At 26.7% G+C, this 26,821-nt stretch carries 23 protein-coding genes and 1 riboswitch; of the genes, 13 read left to right on the forward strand and 10 right to left on the reverse strand.

The window, feature by feature from the left end; genetic code table 4:
* Positions 1-6: 6 nt before the first annotated feature.
* From MALL_RS00200 to dhaK, 4 genes are all read right to left on the reverse strand, one after another.
* Entirely contained in the window at positions 7-690 is a 684-nt protein-coding gene (locus MALL_RS00200) for a potassium channel family protein (RefSeq protein ID WP_005683116.1), read from the reverse strand.
* A gap of 107 nt (positions 691-797) precedes the next feature.
* Positions 798-1,193, reverse strand: coding sequence for a dihydroxyacetone kinase phosphoryl donor subunit DhaM (gene dhaM / locus MALL_RS00205; protein WP_005683161.1), 396 nt, complete (start codon positions 1,191-1,193; stop codon positions 798-800).
* On the reverse strand, positions 1,186-1,788 hold the full coding sequence (gene dhaL / locus MALL_RS00210) for a dihydroxyacetone kinase subunit DhaL (protein ID WP_005683086.1): 603 nt from the start codon (positions 1,786-1,788) through the stop codon (positions 1,186-1,188). Before dhaL ends, dhaM begins: the two co-directional genes overlap by 8 nt.
* A 2-nt stretch (positions 1,789-1,790) precedes the next feature.
* Entirely contained in the window at positions 1,791-2,789 is a 999-nt protein-coding gene (gene dhaK / locus MALL_RS00215; RefSeq protein ID WP_005683078.1) for a dihydroxyacetone kinase subunit DhaK, read from the reverse strand.
* 174 nt (positions 2,790-2,963) lie between these two features.
* Between dhaK and MALL_RS00220 the strand changes: the two genes are divergently transcribed.
* The 6 genes from MALL_RS00220 to MALL_RS00245 all read left to right on the forward strand — a co-directional run bounded on the left by MALL_RS00220 (position 2,964) and on the right by MALL_RS00245 (position 11,573).
* The gene (locus MALL_RS00220) at positions 2,964-4,973 is read left to right on the forward strand and encodes a GGDEF domain-containing protein (RefSeq protein ID WP_040545398.1); all 2,010 of its coding nucleotides are present in this window, start codon (positions 2,964-2,966) and stop codon (positions 4,971-4,973) included.
* Positions 4,945-5,403, forward strand: a complete 459-nt coding sequence (rplI, locus tag MALL_RS00225; RefSeq protein WP_005683153.1) for a 50S ribosomal protein L9 — start codon at positions 4,945-4,947, stop codon at positions 5,401-5,403. Before MALL_RS00220 ends, rplI begins: the two co-directional genes overlap by 29 nt.
* Before the next feature lie 6 nt (positions 5,404-5,409).
* Positions 5,410-6,822, forward strand: coding sequence for a replicative DNA helicase (dnaB, locus tag MALL_RS00230; protein ID WP_005683087.1), 1,413 nt, complete (start codon positions 5,410-5,412; stop codon positions 6,820-6,822).
* Positions 6,823-6,949: 127 nt separating this feature from the next.
* Positions 6,950-8,182, forward strand: coding sequence for a CNNM domain-containing protein (locus tag MALL_RS00235; RefSeq protein ID WP_005683083.1), 1,233 nt, complete (start codon positions 6,950-6,952; stop codon positions 8,180-8,182).
* Between the two features lie 71 nt (positions 8,183-8,253).
* Positions 8,254-9,549, forward strand: a complete 1,296-nt coding sequence (locus tag MALL_RS00240) for an endonuclease/exonuclease/phosphatase family protein (protein ID WP_005683104.1) — start codon at positions 8,254-8,256, stop codon at positions 9,547-9,549.
* Positions 9,550-9,602: 53 nt separating this feature from the next.
* Positions 9,603-11,573, forward strand: a complete 1,971-nt coding sequence (locus MALL_RS00245) for a glycoside hydrolase family 2 protein (RefSeq protein WP_005683113.1) — start codon at positions 9,603-9,605, stop codon at positions 11,571-11,573.
* Positions 11,574-11,598: 25 nt separating this feature from the next.
* On the opposite strand, the gene MALL_RS00250 is transcribed toward MALL_RS00245, so the two are convergent.
* Positions 11,599-12,600: a nicotinate phosphoribosyltransferase gene (locus tag MALL_RS00250; RefSeq protein ID WP_005683077.1), complete on the reverse strand. Its 1,002-nt coding sequence runs from the start codon at positions 12,598-12,600 to the stop codon at positions 11,599-11,601.
* A 25-nt stretch (positions 12,601-12,625) separates the two neighbouring features.
* A riboswitch (FMN riboswitch) is annotated at positions 12,626-12,740 on the reverse strand.
* Between the two features lie 300 nt (positions 12,741-13,040).
* On the opposite strand from MALL_RS00250, the gene MALL_RS00255 reads away from it, so the two are divergent.
* On the forward strand, positions 13,041-14,234 hold the full coding sequence (locus MALL_RS00255) for a hypothetical protein (RefSeq protein ID WP_005683134.1): 1,194 nt from the start codon (positions 13,041-13,043) through the stop codon (positions 14,232-14,234).
* Positions 14,235-14,285: 51 nt separating this feature from the next.
* On the opposite strand, the gene rpsR is transcribed toward MALL_RS00255, so the two are convergent.
* The 3 genes from rpsR to rpsF are packed head-to-tail and all read right to left on the reverse strand — an operon-like array spanning position 14,286 to position 15,608.
* On the reverse strand, positions 14,286-14,534 hold the full coding sequence (gene rpsR, locus MALL_RS00260; RefSeq protein ID WP_408634339.1) for a 30S ribosomal protein S18: 249 nt from the start codon (positions 14,532-14,534) through the stop codon (positions 14,286-14,288).
* Between the two features lie 33 nt (positions 14,535-14,567).
* The gene (locus MALL_RS00265; RefSeq protein WP_005683138.1) at positions 14,568-15,092 is read right to left on the reverse strand and encodes a single-stranded DNA-binding protein; all 525 of its coding nucleotides are present in this window, start codon (positions 15,090-15,092) and stop codon (positions 14,568-14,570) included.
* A gap of 12 nt (positions 15,093-15,104) precedes the next feature.
* Positions 15,105-15,608: a 30S ribosomal protein S6 gene (gene rpsF, locus MALL_RS00270; RefSeq protein ID WP_235746464.1), complete on the reverse strand. Its 504-nt coding sequence runs from the start codon at positions 15,606-15,608 to the stop codon at positions 15,105-15,107.
* Between the two features lie 356 nt (positions 15,609-15,964).
* Between rpsF and MALL_RS00275 the strand changes: the two genes are divergently transcribed.
* From MALL_RS00275 to MALL_RS00300, 6 genes are all read left to right on the forward strand, one after another.
* Positions 15,965-17,728 carry a hypothetical protein gene (locus tag MALL_RS00275; RefSeq protein ID WP_005683101.1) on the forward strand — a complete coding sequence of 588 codons (1,764 nt, stop codon included), beginning with the start codon at positions 15,965-15,967 and terminating at the stop codon, positions 17,726-17,728.
* Positions 17,729-18,066: 338 nt separating this feature from the next.
* Complete coding sequence (gene topA / locus MALL_RS00280; protein ID WP_005683117.1) at positions 18,067-19,935, forward strand: type I DNA topoisomerase; 1,869 nt, start codon at positions 18,067-18,069, stop codon at positions 19,933-19,935.
* 64 nt (positions 19,936-19,999) lie between these two features.
* Entirely contained in the window at positions 20,000-21,244 is a 1,245-nt protein-coding gene (locus MALL_RS00285; protein WP_005683092.1) for a Y-family DNA polymerase, read from the forward strand.
* An 83-nt stretch (positions 21,245-21,327) separates the two neighbouring features.
* Positions 21,328-22,416, forward strand: a complete 1,089-nt coding sequence (locus MALL_RS00290; protein WP_005683130.1) for a nicotinate-nucleotide adenylyltransferase — start codon at positions 21,328-21,330, stop codon at positions 22,414-22,416.
* 2 nt (positions 22,417-22,418) lie between these two features.
* The gene (locus MALL_RS00295; RefSeq protein ID WP_005683068.1) at positions 22,419-23,132 is read left to right on the forward strand and encodes a pseudouridine synthase; all 714 of its coding nucleotides are present in this window, start codon (positions 22,419-22,421) and stop codon (positions 23,130-23,132) included.
* Positions 23,116-24,264, forward strand: a complete 1,149-nt coding sequence (locus tag MALL_RS00300; RefSeq protein WP_005683097.1) for an MAG0770 family lipoprotein — start codon at positions 23,116-23,118, stop codon at positions 24,262-24,264. Before MALL_RS00295 ends, MALL_RS00300 begins: the two co-directional genes overlap by 17 nt.
* Positions 24,265-24,300: 36 nt before the next feature.
* On the opposite strand, the gene MALL_RS00305 is transcribed toward MALL_RS00300, so the two are convergent.
* Together MALL_RS00305 and MALL_RS00310 are read right to left on the reverse strand one after the other, a co-directional pair.
* Positions 24,301-25,410 carry a hypothetical protein gene (locus tag MALL_RS00305; RefSeq protein ID WP_005683071.1) on the reverse strand — a complete coding sequence of 370 codons (1,110 nt, stop codon included), beginning with the start codon at positions 25,408-25,410 and terminating at the stop codon, positions 24,301-24,303.
* A gap of 222 nt (positions 25,411-25,632) precedes the next feature.
* On the reverse strand, positions 25,633-26,739 hold the full coding sequence (locus tag MALL_RS00310; RefSeq protein ID WP_005683070.1) for a hypothetical protein: 1,107 nt from the start codon (positions 26,737-26,739) through the stop codon (positions 25,633-25,635).
* Between the last annotated feature and the right edge of the window lie 82 nt (positions 26,740-26,821).

Consider the following 26,821-nt stretch of genomic DNA (forward strand, 5'->3'; position numbering starts at 1 on the left):
AAACCTCTACTTTTGCACTGAAGTATCGTTACATCAACCAAGTGCATCGGTTATGTCCCGAACATCCCCTATCAACGTTACTAAATCGTGTTCTTTTAAAACAACATCTCCAGTAGCTCTCATTGATGTTGAACCACGTTTAATTAAAACAACAGAAATCCCGCGATCATTAAAACTTAAATTTTTAAGTGGTATTCCAATAATTTTTGGATTTCTAATAATTGTAGTTCCTAGAACAAATCCTCCATCTAATTCTTGCAAGTTATTTGAGTATTTTATGAAATTGTCATTAGCGGCAATAAGCGCAGTACGAATTCCGCTTTCTTGTTCTGGACGAATAATAACATGCACTCCAATTTGTTTTAAAACACGAGCATGTCTTTTACTTGTAGCACGAGCAATAATATTTTTAATTTTTAATTCTAAAAGTGCTGCAACAATTTCAATGTTATCAGCAACAGCTACTACAACTGTTTCAAATTGGTCAATTTCAAGAGATTTTAAAACACGCATATCAGCAGCATCAGCTATAACTATTCTTTGAACCTCATCTGAAAAAACTTGAGCACTTTTTTCCTCTTTGTCAAGGATAAAAACACTTTTGTCCATTTTTAAAAGTTGACTAATAATAGCTGAACCAAAACGTCCTGTTCCAATAACGCAAATATCATCTTTGTGTTTAATTTTCATAACTACTCCTTAAATACCTATCAATATATGTATATTCTACAATAAATATTTAAAATATCTCATGCAAAATAAACTTAAAAAAATGCAAAATAAATTGCATCTTTTATTTATTTTATGATTGGAAAATCATTTTGTATAAGAGCGTAAAGTTCTTGTGCAGAATTTACGAATCCAGCTTGCACAACGGCAATTATGGAACTTTCTAAAAATGGTGTTTTTGCTAAAACTACTCTTTGCTTTTGTTCATCATCTAGCTCAAAATCTAAAGCCATTTCACTATTCATAATTGAACTTCCTAGGTCAGCAAGTATTAATAATTGATCATTATTTTCAATCATGTCTTTTATTTTTTGAGCTACAACGTCTCCATCACTTCCAATTTTTCCCTCTTTAGTTCCGCCTAGAAAATCAAATTTAAAGTCCGCACTTTTCATCTCACTTGCTAGTTCAAAAACACCTTTTGCTAAATTATAAGAGTGAGAAATAATTAAAATATTAACCATTAACTACCGCATTTAATACTTCAAGAATCAAGCAAATCGTTGTGCTTCCAGCGTCATTTACACCAATACTGCGTTCACCTAGATAAGATGCGCGACCACTTCTTGCAGCAATGCCTTTTGTATATTCATTTTCTTTTAGCGCTGCTTCATAGGCAACTTTGGCAAATTCAGAAAGTGAAGACACTTGCTTTGTTGCTAATTCTGCTGCATATAAAATGTCATACATTGTTTTATTTCTATATTCTGTTTTTCCACGAGTTTTAAGATTTTCATTAGCAAAACTAAATGCTTCTAAAAATGTTTTAACATTAAGTTCTTGATCTTTAAGTTTTTTAGAAAAAGCCATTAATCACGTACCAAGCAATGGCCCTGAAGCGCCCCCAACATTTGAAATTAAAAGCATAGCAGTTTTTCCTATTTTTTGGTCTAAAGTTAAACCAGCAAATGAATCTAGTGCTTCAACAGTTTTATTTAATGCTCTTGAAACGTTTGTACCATGGTCTCCATCACCAATTTTAGAATCTAAATCACATAAATAATCTTTGTTTTCTTCAATTTTTTTAGCAATATTTTTTACTAATAATTCGTATGTCATTATTACTTAACCACCTTGAATGCAGGCGTATTAGCTTTATCTTTTAATAATTTTTCTAGTTGTTCATCAACTAATAACATTGTTAAACTAAATCCTGGCATATCAATACTTGTCATAAAGTTTCCTACTTGGAAATCAACAATTTCTAGACCTGCTTTTTTAGCTAATTGATCAAACTTTCTTGCAATAATATATTGTTCCATTAAAGGTGTAGCCCCTAATCCGTTTACCATAAGTGCAACTTTTTGTCCTTTAGCTGGTTTGTGGTGTTTTACTAAGAAATTAAATAATTGTTCAGTGTGTACATCTGCTGATTTTAATTCTTCTCTGTGTGTACCTTTTTCACCATGAATTCCTAATCCGATTTCTACTTCTGTAGAGCTAATTTCAAATGATTTTTTACCATTTGCTGGAATTGTACAAGCATCCAATGACATTCCATAACTTGCCATATTATCAATAACTTTTTGAGCAACAGTTTTAACTTCTGATAATGAAGCACCTTGTTCTGCTAATGCACCGGCAATTTTATGAACATAAATTGTTCCAGCAATACCTCTTTTTCCAATAGTATATTCGCTATTTTCTAAAGCAATATCATCATTAACTACAACATAGTCAACTTCTAGTCCTTCCATTTCAGCCATATCTTTAGCCATTTCAAAATTAAGCACATCACCAGTATAATTTTTAATTACTAAAAGTGTACCTTTTTTTGAATTAACAGCTTTAATAGCTTCAAATACCATATCAGGTGTTGGACTTGTAAAAACTTCTCCAGCTACAGCGGCATCTAGCATACCATAACCTACAAATCCTCCGTGTGCAGGTTCATGACCACTTCCTCCACCACTAATTAAAGCAACTTTTTGCTTTGAATTATCAGCTCTTAAAATAATGTTATGTGTAGGGTGTTTTTTTACCAAATCACCGTGTGCATAGGCAATTCCTTGACACATTTCTTCAACAATATTTTCTACTTTATTTATTAATTTTTTCATAATTTCCTCCATTGTGTAGACTATAAATAATTATAAAGAACTTATTTTTAAAGTGTTTTATTTCCACATTTTCCATATATGTGGAAATTATGAAATATATTAATAACTTATTAATACGCGTATAAAATATTTAAAATTAAATAATAGTTTATAATATAAAAACAAGAGGTGATAATGAACAGAAAACAGAAACAAATAACGATTATTACTAGTGCAATTTTGCTTTCAATTTTGCTAGTTTCTTTTGTTTTGATGATTAATTTTAATCAAAACGACTTATATTGAAAAATTTATGGAACGCTAACAATACTCTTTTTTGGAGTTATGGCGCTATTAGTTTTTTATTTAATCCTAAATAAATTTATAAACAGAAAAGATTTAGTTAAAAAATCCTTTAATAGTTATTCACAAGCAGTTATTTCAAACAACAATATTGGGATTATTATTTATGATAATTATGAAAAAATAATTTGAGCAAGTGAATTTATAAAAACTAAATTTAATCCAAATTGTATTGGAATAAATATTAGAAACTTTTTTAAAAATTATTCAGCTAATTTAGATCAAATTAACAGAAATACCTCATTTCAAATGGAATATAAAAATTGTTTTTATGAAGTACAAATTTGACCTATTAAAAATACTATTTCGATTCGTGACATTACAGTCGAAGTAATTATTAAAAAGGAATCTCAAGATCAACAAATAGTTATTGGTGAAGTTGAAATAGATAATTTCCAACTTTATCAATCAATTTTATCCGAAGAACAATTATTCAACATTAATAAATCAGTGATTAATGCAATTGAAAAAATAATTAAACAGGATGATAATAACTTAATTTACCGTCAATACACAAATGGTAAATTTATAATTATTACCAACCAAAAAACTATTGATTTGCTTCAAGAAAAAGAATTTCGAGATTTAGTCGATATTGATAGCGATGTTTCATTAAGTCAAGGAAATAAAGTTACTTTATCCGTAGGTTTTGCTACTGGTTGGTCTAATTTAGAAGTAAAAATAGAACAAGCCAAAAAAGCTTTATTGCAAGCTCAAAACCGTGGTGGAGATCAAGTTGCAATTTTTTCAAACTCGGCAAATCCTGTTTATTATGGTTCAACAAGTTTAATTTTAGCTGACAATAATAGAACCACAATTAAACTAATCGGTAATAAATTATTAAACAAAATCAAAAGTCCAGATATTGATAACATAATTATTTACGGGCATGCTGTAGCGGATTTAGATGCTGTTGGAGCTGCTTGAGCTATTTACGATTTAGCTAAAAAATTCAACAAACATGCTTTTATTGGTATCAATACTTTTGATTTAACTTCAAAAAGAGTATTTAGCACTCAAGAAATAAATATCAAATTAAATGCCGCTCCATTTATTGATCCGGCACGTGCCGCTAAAATAACAACACCTAAAACGCTAGTTATTTTAGTAGATAATTCTGATATCAAACGTACAGATAATAAAGAAGCAATTTTAAACACAAAAAGTGAAAACATATTTATTTTTGATCACCACCGTGTCGGTTCAAGCATTGATTATTGTCCTCGTGAAAACCGTTATATTGATCCTAATGCTTCAAGTGCTTGTGAAATAGTTACTGAATTAATAACTTTTATTGATCAATATGGTCAAATAGACAAAAAAACCGCACAACTTTTACTAAATGGTATATATTTAGACACAAGTCAATTTACCAAATCAGTTACACCAAGGGCTTTTTCAGCCGCTAGTTGATTACAATCAAAAGGTGCATCTGGAAGCATAAGTAATGAATTGCTTAAAAAAGATGAAGCAACCATGAAAAAAATTGAATCACTATTAGAAAATACTATCGAAATAAAAGAAGGATTCTATTTAGCTTACAAAGATGAACAAGCTGATAATGATGTTATTTCTATGGCAGCTAATGAAATTTTAAATATTAGTGATAGAAAAGCAAGTTTTGTAATCGCAAAACTACCAAACTCAAATACATATAAACTAAGTGCTCGTGGAGTAGATACAAATGTTCAAATAATTTGTGAAGCAGTTGGAGGTGGAGGTCACTTTGGTACTGCTGCTGCTGTAAGTAACGAAAAGCTTGAAGTTTTTGTTGATAACATTAAACAAGCAATAGTTGGAAATAAGGAAGAACATGAAAATAATATTAATAAAAGACTGTAAAGAAGGAAAAGCAAATACAATTATTGAAGTTAGTGACGGATTTGCTAAAAACTTTATGATTCCAAAAGGTTTTGCTTTGCCTTATAATCAAGGAACTGTTAAAACTTTAGAAAAAAAACTAGACCAATTAAGTGCTCTAGAACATGAAAAAAGAACTCAAGCTCTTAAAGATAAAGATAAACTTGAAAAAGTAAATTTATCATATACGCTTGAAGCAAATATTGATGCAAATCAAAACTTAAACGTTCATGGTTCAGTTTCAACAAAAATTGTTGAAAAAGATTTAGTTAAACTAGGATTTAAACTTGAAAAACACTCACTTGAAAAAATACATTTTGTTAGTGAAGGCACACATGAAATTCAAGTTAAAGTTTACAAAGATATAGTTGCTAAACTATTTGTTAAAATTACTATTAAACAAGTCAAATAGGTAAATATGGAAAAGACAAATAATAATTTTGCACCAACTATTCACCAAAATCAAAATATTGAATCATCAGTATTAGGATTAGCACTAAGCAATCATGAAATACAACAAGAAATGGTTACTTATATTTCAGAGCAAGAATTTTATACCAACGAAAATCGGGAATTATTTAAGATAATTTCTATTTTAGTTACGAAATTAGGTGCTGTAAACATAGATGAAATTGCAGGTTATTTACACCAAAACACAAATGATTTTTACTATTTAAATAATGAAATGATAAACTCGTTTCTAAATAAAGTAATTCTAAGTGCTGGTTATGCAAAAAACCGTATCAATTACTACAGAGAACTTACTAATTTGAGTAGTTTAAGATTGATTGAATCTAAGCTAAAACAATTTGAGCATTATTTAAAAGAAAACAAAAAACTTGATTCAGGCGATGTTATTAGGAAGTTAGAAGTAGATTTAACACACGTAAATAACAAACGTGAAATAAAAGAATATGAAGATTCTCGAAAAGTTTCAAATGAATATTTTACAGACTTACTAAATCGTTCACAACTACATGATTCACAACTAGCTGGTATCGCTTCAGGATTCCCTGTTTTAGACAATTTAACTCAAGGTTTTAAGGGTGGTGAATTAATCATTTTAGCAGCCCGTCCAGCAATGGGAAAAACTGCATTTGCCTTGAACATAGCCACATATGCCGCAGCAAATAATAAAAATGTCGCTTTTGTCAGTCTTGAAATGTCATCGGTTCAATTAATGGGAAGAATTTATTCATGTATTTCAGGAATTCCTGGAGAAAAATTCAAAAAAGCCTCGTTATTAAATGAACTTGATTGAGAAAATGTAAAAAATACAAAATACCAAGTTGATGAATTAAAACTATTTTTAGATGATTCAACCACTTCCCATCTTGATGAAATAACATGAAAAGTGGGAAGACTTCATCAACAAAACAAACTTGATATGTTAGTTATAGATTATTTACAATTAATCACATCACCCGGTATTAAAGGTGAAAACAGACAAAATGAAGTCTCAAAAATTTCTAGAACTCTAAAACAATTAGCTCGTGAATTTAATATTCCTGTTGTTGCTTTATCACAACTTAGTCGTGGTGTGGAACAACGTGAAGATAAAAGACCTTTAATGTCAGATTTGCGTGAGAGTGGTTCTATTGAACAAGATGCGGATATGGTCTTATTCTTATACCGTGATGAATATTACAAAAAAATGAAAAAAGGTTCATCAACACTTTCTTCTGATAGAGAACCTGGCAGCGAAATTTGTGAACTTATAATTTCAAAACATAGAAATGGTCCAACCGGAAAAATCAACTTAGGAATTAACTTAAGTGCCTCGAAATTTATCCACATTGATCAAGATAAAGTTTATGAACATGATAATTAGAAGCCTGTGCTTCTTTTTTTGATATAATATAAAAAAATTTAAGGAGACTAAATGGATTATGATTCCCGAATAGCTTTTACTTATTTAGCTATACAACAATCAAATAAAGAAAATATTGGAGGTGAAGATGGAACTTTATCTTAAAATAATTTTTCTTGTAATTTTATTCATACTCTTTGTTTTAAGTAGTATTTTTAGCGGTTGTGAAACAGCATATACATCAATTTCACCTGCAAAAGTCCAACAAATGATTAATAATAAAGAAAGCGGTCATAAAATAATTAGCCGTCATATCAAAAAATATAATCAAACTTTAAGCACTATTCTAATTGCTAACAACATAGTTAATATTTCAGCTAGTGCTTTAACATCATTTTTACTAAGTTTAATTATTACAAATCATGGAACAGTTGCAATTGTTGCTACTGTTGTTGTTACACCTATTATTGTTATTTTTGGAGAAATACTACCTAAAATTTTTGCAAAACAAAAACCTATATTATTTTTAAAAATCTTTGGATATATTATAGAAATATTTTATTGATTATTTTTTGTATTTACCTATCCACTAAACAAATTAAGTAAAAAAGTTTACGTTACAAATTCTGAAAATGAAATCAAAACCATGTTATCTATGGCTAAAGAAGAAGGTGTTTTAGAAACACATGAAAGCATCTTGGCACAAAAAGCACTTGATTTAGATTCATCAAAAATCTCACAACATTATATAAGACTTAAAGATGTTGATTCAATTCCATTTAGGTCTAGCATTAAAAAAGCAAATGCAATGTTTAAGGAAACTAATTATTCAAGAATTCCTGTAGAACAAAATGGAAACTTGGTTGGAATCATCATGCTTAAAGATATATTTCATTTAAATTCAGGAAATATTGCTTCTTACATTAAACGAGTGCCGCAAATTTCTGCTAATTCTTTACTTTCAATTGGTTTAGAAAAATTAAGAACCTCTCGTTCGCAAATGGCTTTTGTTACCGAAAACAACACTTCCGACAAAATTATTGGAATAATAACAATTGAAGACATTATTGAAGAACTAGTTGGTGAAATATATGATGAATATGATACCGATGAGGAAATTTATGAAATTTCACTACAAAAAGCACAAGCAAAATCGAATGTAGCTGTAAAAAGTGTTTTTAAACAACTAGAAATAAATACATCCCAAATGGATGATGAAAATTTAGATTTATCACTTCGTGAATGATTATTAAAAGAACTTCATGTTGCAAAGCTAAGAAAAAATTCATCATTTACATTTAATGATGCAGTTAAATTTAAAGTTTTAAGTAGTTCAAATAAAATAACTGAACACGAACTTATAGAAATCAACATTTTATAATCATGTTGATTTTTATTTACCAAAAAATAAATTTATAATAAGTTAAAAGTTATAATTAAACAAAGGAATTTATGAGAAAAAACAAATTATTTAAACACATTTTATTTACACCAACTATTTTATTAAGTCCACTTTTTTTAAGTGCTTGTGCTATAAAAAATCCATTTACTAAAAAAGTGGAACAACCAGTTGAAACAACAAATAATAAAACAGAAGTAGAAAAAACAACTTCTACAAAACCTACTACTACAAACAACATAAACGAAAATAAAAATACAAACATAAGCGAAAATACTATCAATAAAAATTCTTTAAATAAAGAAATTTTAGTAGGGCATTGAAACGTATTAAATTATGGTTCTAGCAGAACTACTTCTCAAAGTAGTAAAGTTTATGCTTTATCTTCAATTATTCAAAATAGCAATTTTGATTTAATAGGTTTAACCGAAATTAACTATAACCAAGCCGATAAAGTACAATTAATTATTGATGAATTAAATAAAACTAATCCTGAAATTAAATGAAATTATGTTTTTCAACCTGTTTCAGAAGCTGATTTAAGTAATTCTTCAACCAACACTAAAGAACAAGTTGCAATAGTTTATAAAGAAACTGTCTTCCAGCCCAATGCGTTCAGCAACAATAAAAAAGGTGATTCGTTTGCTGGTGAATTTAAAGGAATAAATACACAAAATGCACTAATGTATCGTAGACCGCTATACGGACATAATTTTAAGTTAGTAAATACTGATAAAACTTTTACATTCATTTTTGGACATTTTGATAGCCCTGGCGTTGGTTCAAAAGAAAAATCACTTTCTTCAAGAAATTTTAACTACGATGGACTAGATTATTCTGTTAAAAATTCAATGGGAGAACAAGAAGCCCTTGAAGCTATGGAATTACATGATGCTATGGCTTATTTTGACGGAATAGATGGTAATTCAACAATTCTATTTGGTGGAGATACAAATATTAAATATGAAAACAATGATTTATTTAAAAAGTCTGAACAAGCTGGTTATAAACTTCTTTATAATGATTCAAAACTAACTGGTTCTGATAAATATGCAACTAGTTTAAGAAGTCCTAGAAGTGCAGATTTTGTTGAAAATGATGGTTATGCTGAACCTTATGACAAAATTTTATTCAAGGAAGCTGAAGGTGTTGATGTTGTTAGTGAAAAAGAAAATCCAGAACTAATGTTTAAAATAGATTTAATTAATGCCTTTAATAAAAACTATTTAAATAAAGAAAAATATCAAGAATTACTAAAAAACGAAAACAAAAATCTCAATACAAATGTGAAACTTATTAGAAGTATTTCCGATCATGTGCCTGTTTTTGCAAAAATTATTATAAAATAATAATTACATAGATAATGACTAATCTATAGTCATTTTTTATACCAAGGAGTACTATGAGAAGAATAATTAATATTAACAATGACTGATATTTTAGTAAAAAAGCAAAAGAAGTACCAAGCACTAAACCAAGTACTTGACACTCAATTAATGTCCCACACACATGAAATGTTTATGATGGCGCTGATGGAGGTAGTGATTATTATCGTGGTAAATGTTTTTATTTTAAAAAACTTGTTATTCCATATTTTCACTTTATTGAAGAAGATGTATTTTTAGAATTTAATGGTGTAAATTCAAATTGCAAAATTTATTTAGACGGTAACTTAATCGGGCAGCACTCTGGAGGATATTCAACTTTTAGAATAAAATTAGACACAAGCAAATTAAAAAAACTAGGTAATAATTTAGTTTTAGAAGTTGATAACATTCAAGATAATAATATTTATCCGCTTGATACTGATTACACACAATATGGCGGGATTTATCGCGACGTAAATATAATAATTGTTAACAAAAGTCATATTGATTTAGAGCATTATAGTTCAAACGGAGTTTATGTTGATTATACTTTGTATGATGATTATGCAATAATTAAAGCAAAAGTTTATACAAAAAACGCACTTGAAAAAAACTTAAGCGTTGAAATTTCTAAAAAAAGCGACAAGGTTATAGCATACGCTTCAACAATAATTAAAGATAGTTATGAAGAATTAGAATTGATTGTAAAAGACCCTATTTTATGAGATGGAACAATTAACCCATATTTATATAAAGCTACTTTTAGTATCGAATCTAAAAACTTAATTATTGATGAAATAAGTGTAAATTTTGGTTTTAGAACATACAAATTAATTGACCAAAACACCTTTATGTTAAATGAAAAAGAATATTCATTGCGTGGTGTATCAAAACATCAAGATCGATTTGGTAAAGGTAGCGCTGTAAGTGATTTAGATCAAAAACAAGATTTAGATTTAATTTATGAAATGGGTGCTAATGCTATTCGTTTATCTCACTATCAACACCCTAAATTCACATATCAGTATGCAGATGAAAAAGGATTAATATTATGATCTGAAATTCCTCTTATAAAATCATTTAACACAACACAAATAAGCCAAAAAAATCTTTTAAACCAATTAAGTGAATTAATTTTACAAAATTATAACCACCCATCAATTTTCTTTTGAGGATTAGCTAATGGATTAAATTGAACAGATAAAACAGGCGTAAGCGCATGTGAATTAATTACTAAACTTCATGAAAGAGCTAAACTTTTAGACCAAGATAGATTAACATTTATTTCACAAAAATGAAACACTCCGATTCAGTCTGAATTAAACAATATAACTGATTTAGTAGCTTATAATTTATATTTTGGTTCAAAAGAAGACAACTTAGTAGAATTTGAAAAATGATTTGTTGATTGAAAAAGCATTCACAACCAAAAACCTATTGCACTAGGAAAATATGGAACAAATTCAATAGTTCGTTATCACGCAAAAAATCCTAAAGTAGGTGATTATACTGAAGAATTTCAAGCATCATATCATGAATATATTTTAAGAAATTTATGTCAAAATCGTGGTATTTGAGCAACATTTGTTTGAAATATGTTTGATTTTGGAAACGATGCTCTTGAAGAAGGAAACACTCCTGGAACTGATAATAAAGGTCTTGTTACTTTTGATAGAAAAATTAAAAAAGACTCTTATTACTTATATAAAGCATTTTGATCATTTAAGAAATTTGTTTATATAGCATCAAGACGTAGAGCAATAAGAGAACAATCAGAAAACATGATTGTAAAAATTTATTCAAACTTAGAAGAAGTTAGTTTATTTATCGATGGTTCATTAATTGAAACAAAAAAGGCAAATAAAGTTTTTGAATTCAATGTTGGAAAACTTGAACTGGGAGTACATTTTATAGAAGCAAATGCATCAGCAATATCAGATATAGTAACTATTGAGGTTGTTAATGACAATTATCACCATTATAAAGAAAACAAAATTTTAAAATAACACCATGAGGTGTTATTTTTTCTTATTAATCTTTTTTGTAGGTTATTAAGTTAGGATTGTGTCTATAGCCACGACCCTCTTTTGCTTCTTTTTTACCATTTAAAACGGTAGCATCTGCACTGAATGAATTTGATAATTTAAACAAACTTTGTCCGACACCATAATAATCAACAGGTGTGTTATTTGCTTCAAAGTCTTCTATTTTTTTACGATCAAATCCGCTTGAAACTACTATTTTATATTCAGTTGCACCCGCATCATCAAGAGCTTTTCTTAATCTTTTAACTTGTTCTACATTAACACCATAATGCTTAACTTCATCATTATCAAACATATGATCAATCATATTTTTTGAAGTATCAAGTCTAATCCCTCAAACCTTATTTCCTAAATTTTCCCAAACTTTTAGCGATTCTTTTATAACGTCATTTGAATAATCAACTAAAGCAATTAATTTATTATTTGGAAAATGTTTTGAATAAGCTTGCATAGCTTTAACTATATCACCACCAAAACCTTGAATTAAAACATGTGGAACTGAACCAAATGTAATTTCATTTTCATTTGCTTTTTGAGCAGCTGTAGAAACCAATTTTACCCCACCTAGTTTAACAGCTTTACCATCAACTTTTTGATTTAAATAATGATCAGCTCTATCACCCATAAAAATAATCGGTTTTCCTTTTGCGGCTATAACACAATCATATGCGTTTGAAGCTATTGAGGTTGAACGAGCTAAAATTCCATCAATTACGCCTTCTCACTTTCCAAAATATTGATAATTTCCTACTAATTCTAAAACTATATCTAAATTATTAATTTTACTTCCTTCTGGTAAATATCTAATTGTGTATTTGCTTGTATCGGTTTCTTTTTTTAGTAATTCTAAAACTTCATCCATACCTGCTAAAATCGCATTATCTTTCCTTTGAAAGAATTGAAGAGTAATAATATTATTTTTACATTCTTCTTCTAAAATTTTGCTAGCTTTAAAAAAATAACTAGCGATGTATTTTTCTTTATTCATTTGAACTCCTATGAGTTCCACTAACTTGTATTTTCTATATTCAGACTTTACTGTCGGTATAGGAATTTCACCTATTCATGCTCTAAGAGTACGAAGACTTTACTTCCGGTTTAGATTTTCACTAAGTCATGAAACTACAAACAATGTTTGCTTTAGTATTATAATAAAAAAACAAAAATATCAAACTAATAACATAGTTATTAAGGGTATTTTTGATTTTTAAATAGTTAAGTAAATTTTACTTAATAACCTTAAATATAGAAGTATTTGTAAAATGTATGATGTTTTTTAATGAAAAATCTCAAATATAATCAAATTGGTGCAAATAATTTACTTTTTTAGCTATAAATAAGTAACAAAAAATTTAAAAATTGTATTGAATTTTTATAAATCTTCTTATATAATAGTTAAATCCGTTTATAAAAGAATAAAGGAATATTATGAAAAAGAATATTAAATTAATTACTTTTATTAGTGCAGCGACTATAATTAGTCCATTAATTGCTATTTCATGTAATAAAAGTCAAAATAAAGATTCAGTAAATGAAGAATTAAACAAGGTCATAGTATCTTATCAAGATTCTAGTCGATATGCATTAGAAGAATCAAAAGAAGATAAGCTTGAATTTTCAGGTTTTGATTCTTCAAAATATCAAATTAAAGTTGTTAAAACAGAAATTAATAAAAACAAAAAAAGTTATGATGTTACTTTAAAACTTATTAGTTTAAATAAAGATAATAAAGCTGAAAGTGTTGAAAAAACTTTTTCAATAACAAATTTTATGACAAAAGAAAGCGTTATTGAAAACTTTAAAACAATTTTTGTTAATGATTTTAAAGAAAATTTAATCAAATCATTAAGCTTAATAAAATTTGCTGTTGATGATAAAGAACAAAGTAAGGCAAGTGCTTTAGCTAAAAGTTTAAATGAAAAATTACAACCAGTAATTAAAACAATTACAGATCATCAATTTGCCACATTAAGTAAAATAAATATTGCATACACTGAATTAAATGCAAGTCAAGTTGAATCGATAGCTTCGATTATTAATCGTATGATTAAACCTAATGCTGAAGTAATAACAGAAATTTTAATGCAAGTTGTTAAAGATTTTACCAAACAATCTCCAGTTAAATATCAAAATGGAAAAAAAGCAATCGAAGCTAAAATAACTAACGAGTTGTTTTCTAAATTAACAACAAATGTTTCAGAATCATTGTTACCTATAGGAGATGAAACTAAAGATTTAATTAAAGATATTTTAGACTCACTAAGTACAAAAAATGACATTAAAATAATTCCAAATTACGAGAGAATAAGTACTGAATTAACCGGCTTATATCAAAAAGAAATTTTTAAAGAAATCGCTAATAAAATTAAAGATGTCAAATTAATTGCAGCTGATAAATATAATGAATCATTAGCAATGTTATACAATTCATTTTTAAGTGCTTTTGATGATAGCTTAGATGCAAAATTAAAAATACTTATAAAAGACGAAAAAGACTTGAACATAGTTAAAAAAGAACTTAAATTAAAGCTTACAGTTATTTTAGAACAAGTAAAAATGACTGCAACTGTTTTAAATAATACTTTTGAAAAATTTGCTATAGCTTTAGAAACAATGAAATAAAAATAAAAAAAATTAAGAGCTTTAAACTCTTAATTTTTTTAATAATTATAATTATTTAGATGTACGAACACGTGTTACTGTGTAAGGCATAAAAGCAATTTGTCTTGCTCTTTTAATAGCGGTTGAAACTTTTCTTTGGTGTTTAGCACATGCACCTGAATTTGCTTTAGGTTTAATTTGACCTGTTGCATTAACATATCTTTTTAATGTTTCTACATCTTTATAATCGATGTATAAAACACTATTTTCACAAAATTCACATACTCTCTTTTTGAATGGAAAACCTTTTTTCTTTTTAATAAATGCCATTGTTAATATCCTTTCGTAAAGCGATTAGTCAAGTTCATCAAATTGAACTTGAAAATCACCTTCTGATTTACTACCAAATTCGTTTTTATTTTTTGATTCATATGAATTTCCAAATCCGAATTCTGGTTTTTTATTTTGATTAAACGAGTTATTTGAATTAAAGTTATTGTTAAAATTTCCAGAAAAATTATTTTTATTAAATTCACCATGAGCTGCATTACGTGCTTCTACAACGGCTTTTGATTCTAATAAATTAATATTTTCTATAGTTACTTCATAATTTCTTAACATTTTTCCATCAGGCCCTTCATATGAACTTGATGTAAATGAACCTTCAATTGAAATTAAAGCTCCTTTTTTTACGTAGTTTCCTATAAAAGTTGCAGTTGCTCTTCAAGCAACCATTGGAATAAAATCAGCATTTTCTTTTGCTGTGTTTGAATTTCTTCTTGAAACAGCTAAAGTTAATCTAGCATATGCTATCCCACTTGGAGTTTGATTAAATCTTATATCTGAAGCGACTCTTCCTATTAAAATAACTTTATTCATTTTCCCTCTTTACTATTTACTTTCTGGAGTTTTAACAGTTCTTCTTACTCTTGGTTTTTCTTCTGAAGATTCTGAAGTCTTTTTAACAAATTTTCTTGCTTTAGGAGCTTCTGAACCTTCTTGAGTTGTTTTAGATCTAGGAGTATATTCTCTTTTTTCTGATCTATCTTCTCTGTTTGTGTATGATTTTGCGAAAGTTTTTCTAGGTGCAGGTTTTTTGTTTTTAGAAACATTTAAACCTTTTTCTGAATCTAAATTAACTACTAAATTTCTTCAAACAGTTTTTAAAATGTTTGCTTTTCTTGTAAATTCTGCAATTAATTCAGTTTGTGCTTCAACTTCTGCTAAAAAGAAGTGAGCGTGTTTTGATTTGTTAATCTCGTAAGCTAATTCAGTTTTTTCTAGCTTTTGAGCTTTTTTAACTCCTTTACCAAAAACTTCATTTAACAGTTTTGTTGCAACTGTTTCTTCAGCTTTAGGATCAAGAATTAAAACGATTTCATATTTTGCCATCATTTCCTCCTTATGGACTTTGGGCTTACTAGCCAAGGAGTATCTTAATACTCATTTGCTATTATATAGTAAAAGTTATTATTTCTTTAAATATTTATAAGTAATTTATTTTTTTATATGTCCCAATATTTTTTTAACATTATAAATTTCTTTATTTGCCTTATTTAAAGCTAAAAAAATATTAATTTAGTTAAAAAATTATACACATTCATAGGATAAATAATTAAAATAAAATCATTTTGTTTTTTACATTTACGCAAAACGTATGTAAAAAAATAATTATTAAGAGTAATTTTACAATCTTGTAATATATTAAAAAAATTTAATATAATATTTTAGATATAAATCGAGGTTAAAAAATGAAAAAAAATATAAAAAAATTGATGTTATTAGGAGCGCTAGGACTGAGTAGTTTGTCATTAATTTCTTGCAAAAGTCAGGCTATAACCGCAGACAAAAAATTAGACCAATTACGCTATTTTAAAGATGAAAAAATAATTTCTAATAACTATGATGCGTATTATCAAGAAATATTAGATTCAGCAACTAATGATGTTCCTACTGTTTTTTTAAGTAGAAATGCATCACAAGTTTATTTGAGTATTTTTATGAACATGATTGCACAGTTAGAAATGACAAAAGGAACAAACATAGAAAAATTAGAAAACAATGGAATATTGCTTTTAATTGACCAAAATGTCTATAATTATGCTAATAAAGAAAAACAAAGATTTGATTTTTCAAATTTACTTAATGAAAATAAAAAATTAATTATTCAAAATAATTTAAATCAAATTGATATGAGTCTTGACATGCCATATGAAAGATTTTTTGAAGACAATAAATCAAAAACGTCTGTTGAACAATTAAGTTTATATTTAAAAAGATGATTAAATAAGAATCCTGAGCAAAAATTTGACTTTTATATTCCTGATTTATCTTGAATAGAGTCAAATAAGGATACTAAGTTGTGGAAATTTATTGCACAACATGCAAATAAATTAATTTTTATAAGCGATGGTAATGCTTTAGGTTATAGTGACTTTTTAAATCAAATTAATAGCAATTATGACTCGTTAGCTGAATCAATTAATCCTATAGTAGAGGCAAATTCGTTCAAAGATGATTTAATAAAAAGATTTAAAATTCTTAGTCTAGATTCAAATTTACCTGAATGACTTAAAAATATTAAATTAAATAACAAAATAAGATTATATTCTTCAACTAGTTTTAGTTCTAAAAAAGATAATGTAGTAAAAATTGAAAACTCACCATTAGATTTTTATAAAGTAGATGAAGATTTAAATTTAAAAGGAAAATTGATAAAACTACAGAAACAAGTAACTGGATTACAAATAGATAACTTTAATTCCTTAATTACACACAATAAAGACAAATTTGACAAAACAAAGAAAAATATTATATGATCTGGTTCGTCTCTTTTTATACACAAGGATACTAAAACTAGAGAGGTGTTAAGATTTAAAGATTTACCTTTTGCACACTATGAGCTTAAAAAAGTTGTTGAAGGATTTTTAGTCAAATATCCACAGAGTGAATATAACTGAATTTTTAAATTACACCCATATTTTAAAGATATTGAAGAAACTTTAACTTACATTAACACAATTGCTCCAGGAGTAACTAGTCCAATTGTTTTAAAATCAGATGTAAGCTTTGAAAACATTTTATTATTTGAAGCAAATGAATTAAGAAATGGAAAAGAATCAAGTTTATTTTGAAAAGAAGATTTTGAATCATATAACACTAGCCCTAGAACAACATTGATAGGTGCACAACCATCAAGTACCGTTTTAGTATCAATGTTACACTTAATAAGTTCAACTTTAGGAATTTCTTTAAATCAAGCTACAAAATTTGTTAATCCAGAAAACTTTCCAGTTCCTTCTTCTTATCATACAGTTAAAAGAGATACTAAGTATGAAAACCCTGAACTAGCTTACGAATTAAACATAGCTGCTTTAAACAAAATATATGAACCATACATAAAAGATGAATCATTCCCTCCATTAATTTATTTCAAACCTGCAAATAAATTTATAGAAAAATATTTAAATTTTGAAGAGTCTCATAATCCATTTTTAGAACTTTATGGTGACTAAAAATAAAGCAAAATAAAAATTATTTTTTTAAAATAGTTAAAAAAAATATCTTTTAACTAACCATTAAAACAAAATCACACAATTTATTAATTTGTATAAAAATTAATCAAGTGTGATTTTATTGTTTAAATTATTAATATTAATTAAAATTCTATTTATATTTTGAATTAATATCTTTTTTTCACATAAATAATGATATTTTTCTAAAAAAATCTTTTTTATTTAAATATGTTTAAATCAAACAAAACGACTTAACACATTATTATATATAAATAATAGGTTAATTTCCACTTAAAATTTATTTATAAGAAATTTATATAATGTGATAAATTTAAGTTATGAGCAAATTTTTAGTTATTGTTGAGTCACCAAACAAAGTGGCTACTATTCAAAAATATTTAGGAAATGATTACAATGTTGTAGCAAGTGTAGGGCATATTGCAAAAATGAAAACAACTGGTTTATATGGTTTAGGTATTGATTTTGAAAGTTGAGAACCTCTTTATACCATTGAAACTGGAAAAAAAGATGTTGTAAAAAAACTTAAAGAACTAAGCAAAGATGCTGAAAAAATCTACATTGCAACCGACCCGGACCGTGAAGGTGAAGCAATTGGTGATCATTTAGTTGAGTATTTAAAAATAGATGATAAATATGAACGTATTAAATACAATGAAATTACTAAAGAAGCGATTTTAAATGCGCTTGCAAAACCATCTAAAGTCGATGTTGATTTAGTAGATGCACAAAAAGCAAGAAGAATGTTAGATAGAATTATTGGCTTTAGACTTAGTCAATTAATGAAAAGAAAAATGTCAAATACGCCAACAAATCCTAGTGCTGGCCGTGTTCAATCAATAGCTTTAAAATTAGTTACAGATCGTGAAAAAGAAATACAGGCTTTTATTCCAGAAGAATTTTACCGTTTAGCAGCGCAATTAGATGCTAATTTAACTGCAAACTACGTTAATATGGAATTTAATAGCGATAAAAGAGACTGAATTTTACCAAGTAAAATTGAAGAATTTAAAAAGTTTTTTGAAAACAAAAATAATCAATTTTTAGTAGTAAATAATATAGAACAAAAAGATAAAAAAATTGGTGCAGTAACACCTTTTAAACAAGCTATTTTATATAAAAGAAGTCCTTATAACTCATCAACAACTCAATCAGCAGCACAAAAATTATATGAAGGTTATGGTGATGGTGGATTAATCTCATATCCACGTACCGATAGCACAAGATTAAGTCAAACTTTTATTGATAATGCAAAAAAATATATTGAAAAAGTTTATGGAAAAGAATATGTTGCAGGTGATGTTAAAGGATTTTCAGGTGACCAAGATGCCCATGAAGCTATTAGACCTACTGATTTATCTTTAAGTCCAGAAAAAGCAAAAGAAAAATATCCTGAAATGAATAATTACGAATTAAATGTTTATAAAACTATTTATATTAATACCTTACAAGCATTAATGTCTCAACCAATAAGAACTATTAAATCTTATACATTCAATAATCAAGAGCACATTTTTAAAATGTCATTTTCAAAAGTAAAATTTAAAGGATACTACATAATAAATAACGATTATGAAGAAACTTTAAATGACCCAAATTATGAATTAAACCAAAAAGTTGATGTAAAAGAATTTAATTTTACTCAACACTTTACAAAACCTAGACCAAGATATACAGAAGGATCACTAATCGAAGCATTAGATGAAATAAAAGTTGGTCGTCCTTCTACATTTGCTACTACAGTTAAAATTTTAAAAGATCGTCAATACGTTACAAATGAAGGTTCATCTCTTGTTCCTACTGAATTTGGAACAATTGTTTTAGATAAATTAATTACTTCATTTTCTACAATAATAAATGAAACCTATACAGCTATAGTTGAAGAACAATTAGATTTAATAGCTGAAAGTAAATTAGCAAAAAATCCTGTTATGCAAGATTTCTGAAACCGTTTTGATCAAACTCTAAATGAAGCAGCAAATACAATGGAACGAACTACTTTAGTCCCAGTTTATTTAGAGGAACCATGTCCAGAAGATGAAGCGCAATTAATAATTAGAACCAATAAAAAAGGTCAACAATTTGCTGGATGTACCAACTTTCCTAGATGTCGTTTTACACAAAGTGTTGAGCAACCAAAATCAAGTTCATACAAGAAAAAATCAGAAAAACAAAATACTGAAGAATAAATATGCTTTGGCATATTTTTATTTATTTTGTAAGTAATTTTTATTATTTAATAAAATATAAATAATGTCTTATAATCATAAAATTATTTTTCATGTTGACTTTGATTCGTATTTTGTAAGCGCAGCTAGAACACTAAGACCGGAACTAAAAAATAAACCAGTTGCTATTGGAAAAAAACATTCAGGAGCTATTGCTACATCGATAAGTTATGAGTTAAAAAACTTAAAGTTTAAACCAGGTGATTCAATTTGAAAAATTAAACAAACAGTCCCTAATTTAGTAGTAGTTGAACCTCATTTTGAACTATATACTTTTTTATCATCCAAAATTTTTGATTATTTACATAATAGATACTCAAAAATAATTGAAATAGTTTCAATCGATGAATGTTTTATAGATGTTACAAATATTGCTAGTTCATACCAAAAAGCCTATGATATTGCTAAAAAAATACAAAATGATGTTTTAAATTTATTTAAAATACCTTTAACAATTGGTATTTCATATAATAAATTTTTGGCAAAAATGACAACCAATATCAATAAACCTTTTGGAATTGGAATAACTACTAAAGAGCAAATCGCTGAACATTTTTACCATTTAAAACTAGAAAAATTTTATGGTATAGGCTCATCAACGGCACAAAAACTTGAAAAAATAGGACTTAAAACAATTGGTGATTTAGCAACTAAAGAATCTAATTCTTTTTTAATTAACGATACTCTTGGAATTGTTGGAAAAGACTTAATTATAGAAGCAAAAGGACTAGGTTCTGATCATGTTAAAACAGAAAATAATGATTTGAAATCTATTGGAAATTCTCTAACATTTGAATCATTTGAGCTTGATACTAGAGAAGATATTTTTGCCATATTAAAATCCTTAATTTTAAAAGTTAGCACTAGAGCAGATAACCGAAATTTAGTAGGAAATGTAGTAACTTTACTAATTAGAAAAAAAGGACGAGGATGAAACAACAAACAAGTAAAACTTGAAAGTTACATAAACAAATATAAAGAAATTTTAGAAGTTGCTAATTTAATATTTAATAAAGTTTATAATGAAGAAAAAATTATTGGCATTGGAATTAAACTAAGTAATTTAATTAATTATTTTGATTTGTATAAAAAAACTAATTTATTTACAAGTTTAAAAAAAGAAAATAAAATAGAAAAAATAATTGACCAAGTTAACTATAAAACAGGCAAAAAAAGTGTATTTACGCTGTATGAATACAAAAAAAACAAAATTAAAGATCACTCACAGAGTAAATTTTTACTAGAAGATACAATTTTTAAAAAACATTAATTTTTAAAACATTACTATGTAATGAAAAATATAAGATAAAATTTATAATAATTATTATTTTGAAGTAATATGAAAGAAGGAATATGAAAATAGCTATTTTCGGTGGATCATTTGATCCTATTCATAAAGGTCATACAAAAATTGCTAATTGAGCAATTAAGGAATTAAATTTAGATACATTATTTTTTGTTCCAGCTTATAAATCCCCTTTTAAAACTAAAAAAAGAATGGTTGATAATCAAGACCGTTTGAACATGCTTAAACTGGTCTTGCCTGAAAAATGTCAAATTAGTGAATTTGAAATGAAAAGGGGTGGTGTTAGTTATTCGATTGATACTATTAAATATTTTAAAAACAAATATCCAAATGATGAAATATTCTTACTGGTAGGAAGCGATAATTTACCAAAATTAAATAAATGAAAAGATATTGAGCAAATAAGTCAATTAGTAAAAATAGTTGCTTTTAAAAGATCTAAAAATGTAAATAAATTAAATTTAAAAAAATACAACGGTATGTTACTTAAAAATCCTCTTTTTAACTATTCTTCAACTGAATTTAAAAAAGGTTACTTAGATATTTGTGAACCAGAAGTAGTTTCTTATATTGGTAAAAGATTCCTTTATGCACATGATTTAATTTTTAATATGCTAAGTGCTAAAAGAGCTAAACATTCAGATGCTGCTGCTAGATTTGCTGCACAAGTTGCTAAAGCAAATAATTTAGATGCTAAAAAATCTTATTATGCAGCTTTATTTCATGATATAGCAAAAGAATGAACCAAAGAGTCATTTGAAAATTTTTTAAGAAATTTTTATGAGGATATTAGCAAAATAAAACCTCATGAATATCACCAATTATGTGGATCGCTATGAATCCAAAACATCTATAAAATAGATGACAATGAAATTATTAATGCTATAAAATACCACACAACTACAAATGTTTATGAACAAAAACAAGCAACATGACTAGAAAAAGTAGTTTATATAGCAGATAAATTATGTGAAGGAAGAAAATTTCCTGGAATACAAAAAATAAGAGAAATTGCCATAAGTGACTATGAAAAAGGATTTAAAGAAATTTTAAAGTTAACTTATGAACACGAAAAATCTAAAGGAACTAATTTTAGTCAACAACAAGAAAATATATATAAATTAAACTTAGGATAAACATGGAAAGAATACAAAAATTATTAGCACAAGCAGGAATTGCTTCAAGAAGAAAAGCAGAAGAATTAATAACTAAAGGATTAGTAAAAATTAATGGAGATGTTGCAACTATTGGTCAAAAAGCTACATTTAATGACAAAATTTCAGTAAATGGTAAAGAAATAGTCCAAGAAAAAAAGGTTTATTTTGTTTTAAACAAACCTTCTAAAACTGTTTGCACATTAAAAGACAATTTTAATCGTAGAAAAGTTGTTGATCTTATTGAGACAAATTTAAGAATTTTTCCAGTAGGCAGACTAGATTATGATACTACAGGTGTTTTAATATTAACTAACGATGGAGAATTAAGTAATAAACTTATTCACCCTAAATACAATATAATACGTAAATATAGAGCACGTTTAGATGAACCACTAAGTAAGGATGATATAAAAGAATTAAACAATGAACAATTAATTAATGGAAAACCTTCTAAGCAAGTTGTTGAACAAATTGACACAAAAAGTTATTTAGTTACATTAACCCAAGGAACATATCATCATGTTAAAGAACTTTTTTCTAAAGTAGGTCGTTTAGTAATAAATCTTAAACGTGTTGAATTTGCTGGAATTGGAGTTGATAAAATACCAATGGGTGAATACAGAAGTTTAAATATGAAAGAAATAAAAACTCTTCATAACCTTGTAAAAGAGGAAAAAAATGTTAAAGAAAAGTAAAAAAAACTTTTTATTGTTATCTTCTGTAATTTTATCTCCTTTATTAATAAGTTCTTGTCAATCAAGTTTCGATAAAAATTTAAATAATGAGCAAAAAGAATTACAAAGTTTACATTCTAAAATATCTCGTAAATTTAAAGACGGATTTGATAATTTTAATAATTTTATAAACAATAAAAATTTAAATACTTTTAAAGCTATAAATGATTTTTATTTTGATATTTCACAAAAAGCAAAAGTAGTAAGTGCAACTTACGATGAATTTAAAAAAATACTAAAAAGCCTTAATGAGAGTCAAATAAGTGACGATATTAAAAAATTGAAATTAGAATTTTTTAATAATTTTAACGAAAATACAGCAGAAGAAATTAATAAAAAAGAAGATTTATCAATTGATATTTGAATGCAAAAAATGGCTCTTATTAATAATGACTTAGAAAAAATAGTTCAACAAAGAATTAGAGATTGAAATTCTGATTCAAATGAATATAAAGACTTGCTTAATAATGAATTAAGCTTAAACAACTCTTTTATTTTTGATCAAGAAAATAAAAAAACTATTAAAGCTACAATAGAAAATAAAATTAACAAAATAGTAAAAACTTGCTCTACATGCCCTGAAAAAGAAAGCAAAGTTTATTCAAGTTCTTGATTTAATTCAAACTTTAACATTGATTATAATAACATTAGCGTTTTAGTAAATAACGCTGATAAAAATGAAGCTGATGTTTTAAACTTTTGACACACTCATGCTCTAGGAAATATTTTAAATGAATGAGCAAATGTTTTAGTTAGTGATACATACAATCAAGAAAATTCAAATAAATTTTCTATTAATGCAACTAAAAAAATGAATGAATTAATTGATTATATAATAAAAAATAATAATGATTTTTCTCAAAGCAATAATACAGATTTAATTGAAAAATATAGCAAGTTCAAAAAATCTGTTGATGAGTTAAATTTATCAATAAAAAACTTAACAAAAAGTAACAATAATCAATTTCCTTTAGAAACTTTTATGTCTAATTTTAAGGATAAAAAGGAAAATTCAAACACTTTTTTAGAAACAAGTTTTGGAAAAATGAATTCAGCTTTAATTGAGTTTTTAGACTTATCTAAAAAATTATAAAATCAAGCAATGAGCTTGATTTTATTTTATTTTTATCTATAGTTTTGGTTCTTCTAATTCTACTGTGTAATCTGAAGTTAAAACTTTGTATTCTTTAACCGGTTGCTCATCACCAGTTTGCTTATAAATAGCAAATTCAAAATAAACTTGATCACTTTTAGCTTCAGGAGAAAGAGCTTCTAATGATTTTGGTTTTATAAATGGAATTAGTGACTCAGAATAAGGTAATAAACGATCTTCTGGTTTTAAGATTGTAGCATTATTAAATGCTTTAAAGTAATTTTTAAGCATTATTTTTTTACCTTCTACAACAATAAATGCATCTTCACGAATGCTGTCATAATCTTTATCACTTACTCTATTTTTAGGACTTCTTTGAATAAATTCATTACGTCCTTTATTTTCTTTATTTGTTATATATAGCTTTCCACCAGCATGATTCATCACTTCAGTTCAAAGTCTTTTTACTTCAACTAAATAAATTAAAGTATTATTTTTATTAGCATCTTGAAGGTTTTCTAAATTAAATGTGTAATTTTTAAAGTCTTCTAGAGCATATGTAGCAAGATCGGTTGCACTTAATTTTGTTGTGCCTTTTCATACTAAGTATTCAGTAGATTCTTTTGTTTCTTTACCAAAAATACTTAAATTAGATCCATCAAAAAATGCAGTAGCAGACATTTCTTTATTACTAAATGAAAATAATGTTTGAGTACTTAATGTCAATTTAGTTGTTAAAGGTTTTTCTTTATATTCAAATTTATAAGCTTCACCTTCTTTTTTAAGTTCTACTTCAATAAATTTATGTCTAGGTAATTTTTTGATTTCATCTCATTTAAATTCAGTTTGACCTTCTTGAGATTTCCATTTACCTTCTTCTTTGCTTAATTTATCAAAAACTGCTCTAAATTCAGTTTCATTTTTTGGTGCTTGTCCATCTTTTGGTAAAAAATCTGGTGCAACATCATCTGTTTTAACAGGAATAACTGGTGCAACAGGATCTTTTTCTCCGGGATCGACAGGGGCTGGTTTTTTAGGACTTACTTTTTTGTTTGTATCCATTTGACAAGAACTAACAACTGAAACAACTCCAATTGTAGATAATAAAATTGTAGATAAAAATATTGTTTTTAATTTGGTTTTCATATTTCCTCTTTTCACACCTTGATTATATTTTTTCAGTAAAATGAAAACATGTAAAAACAAAAAATAGTTGAAAACAAAACAAAAAAGTGCTTTTTTTGATAAAAAAATTATAAAAAATTAATAAAAAAATATATTTAAGAAAATTAAGTAATAAAATTTTCGTTTCATTATATAAATTTTCATATAAAAAAAGCCGAATTTTCATCGACTTTTTAAATAAAATTATTTATCTTCAAAAACTAATTCTGCTTCTGATGTTGTAACTCCATAATGTTTTACAGGGTTGTTATCTACCAATTTGTATAGAGCAAAGTGGAATGTAACCATTTCTGATTTTTCATCTTGTGGTGGCGTTTCAAGAGATTTTGGTCTAACAAATGATTTTAGTGATTCTTCATATGTTAAGATTTCATCTTGTGGAGGTATAACTGTTGCGTTATTAAAGTCTGGGAAGTATTTATCTAATTTAATTACTGTTCCATCAACTTTAAAGTAAGCATCTTTACGCATATCTCTTCAGTTTCAGTTTGAAAATTTGTTTTGTGGTGTTCTTCCTAAAAATTGTTTTAGTCCGTCATTTTCTTTATTTGTAATGTAAAGTTTATTATCTGACATAGCTAAAATTTCTTGTCACATTCTTTTTACTTCACTTAAATAAATAACTGGATTAACTTTATTTGCGTGGTGTACATTTTCTAAACTAAATGCATAGTTACGGAAGTCTTCTAATAATAATGTTGCTTTTTGAACTTTTGTTAAGGTTTCTTTTTGAGTTCAAACTCTATATTTAGGTTCTCCAGCTTTTTCTTTACCAAAGATATATAGTGTTTCACCATCAAAGAATAATGTTGCTTCTTTAGCATCGCTTGATTCATATGAAGCAAGATCTTCTGCTTTAGGTTTTTCAGCTTTAATTTCTGCAGTTAAATCTTTATCCTTATCTGTTGTAAATTTAAAACCAGTAGCTGTTGTTACATATTTAACTTCAACAAAGGCATTTCTTTCTAATTTTTTTACTTCATCTCATTTTACTGCGCTATGTAGTAGTTCATTTGGAGCTGCTACTCAGTTTGTTGTATCTTTAATTAAAGCTTCCATAACTGCTCTAGCTTCAGTTTGAGTTTCAGGAACTTCACCTTTTGGAGGTAAAAAGTCTAATGGTTGAGAATCATCTTTAACCATAACTTTTGAAGAACCATCACCATTTAATTTAGGGTCTGTTGTTGTATTTGTTTTATCTTTATTAGTTTGACATGACATAGCAATTACAGGAAGACTAGCAGTCAGTAAAAATAAAGACATTAATTTAAATTTATTTTTTAATTTCATATTTCTCCTTATTCAACACAATAATTATAAAATAAGAACATATTTAATATCGGTTATATGACAAAATTAAAAAATATATGCA

Source organism: Mycoplasmopsis alligatoris A21JP2, from assembly GCF_000178375.1.
GTDB lineage: Bacteria > Bacillota_I > Bacilli_A > Mycoplasmatales > Metamycoplasmataceae > Mycoplasmopsis > Mycoplasmopsis alligatoris.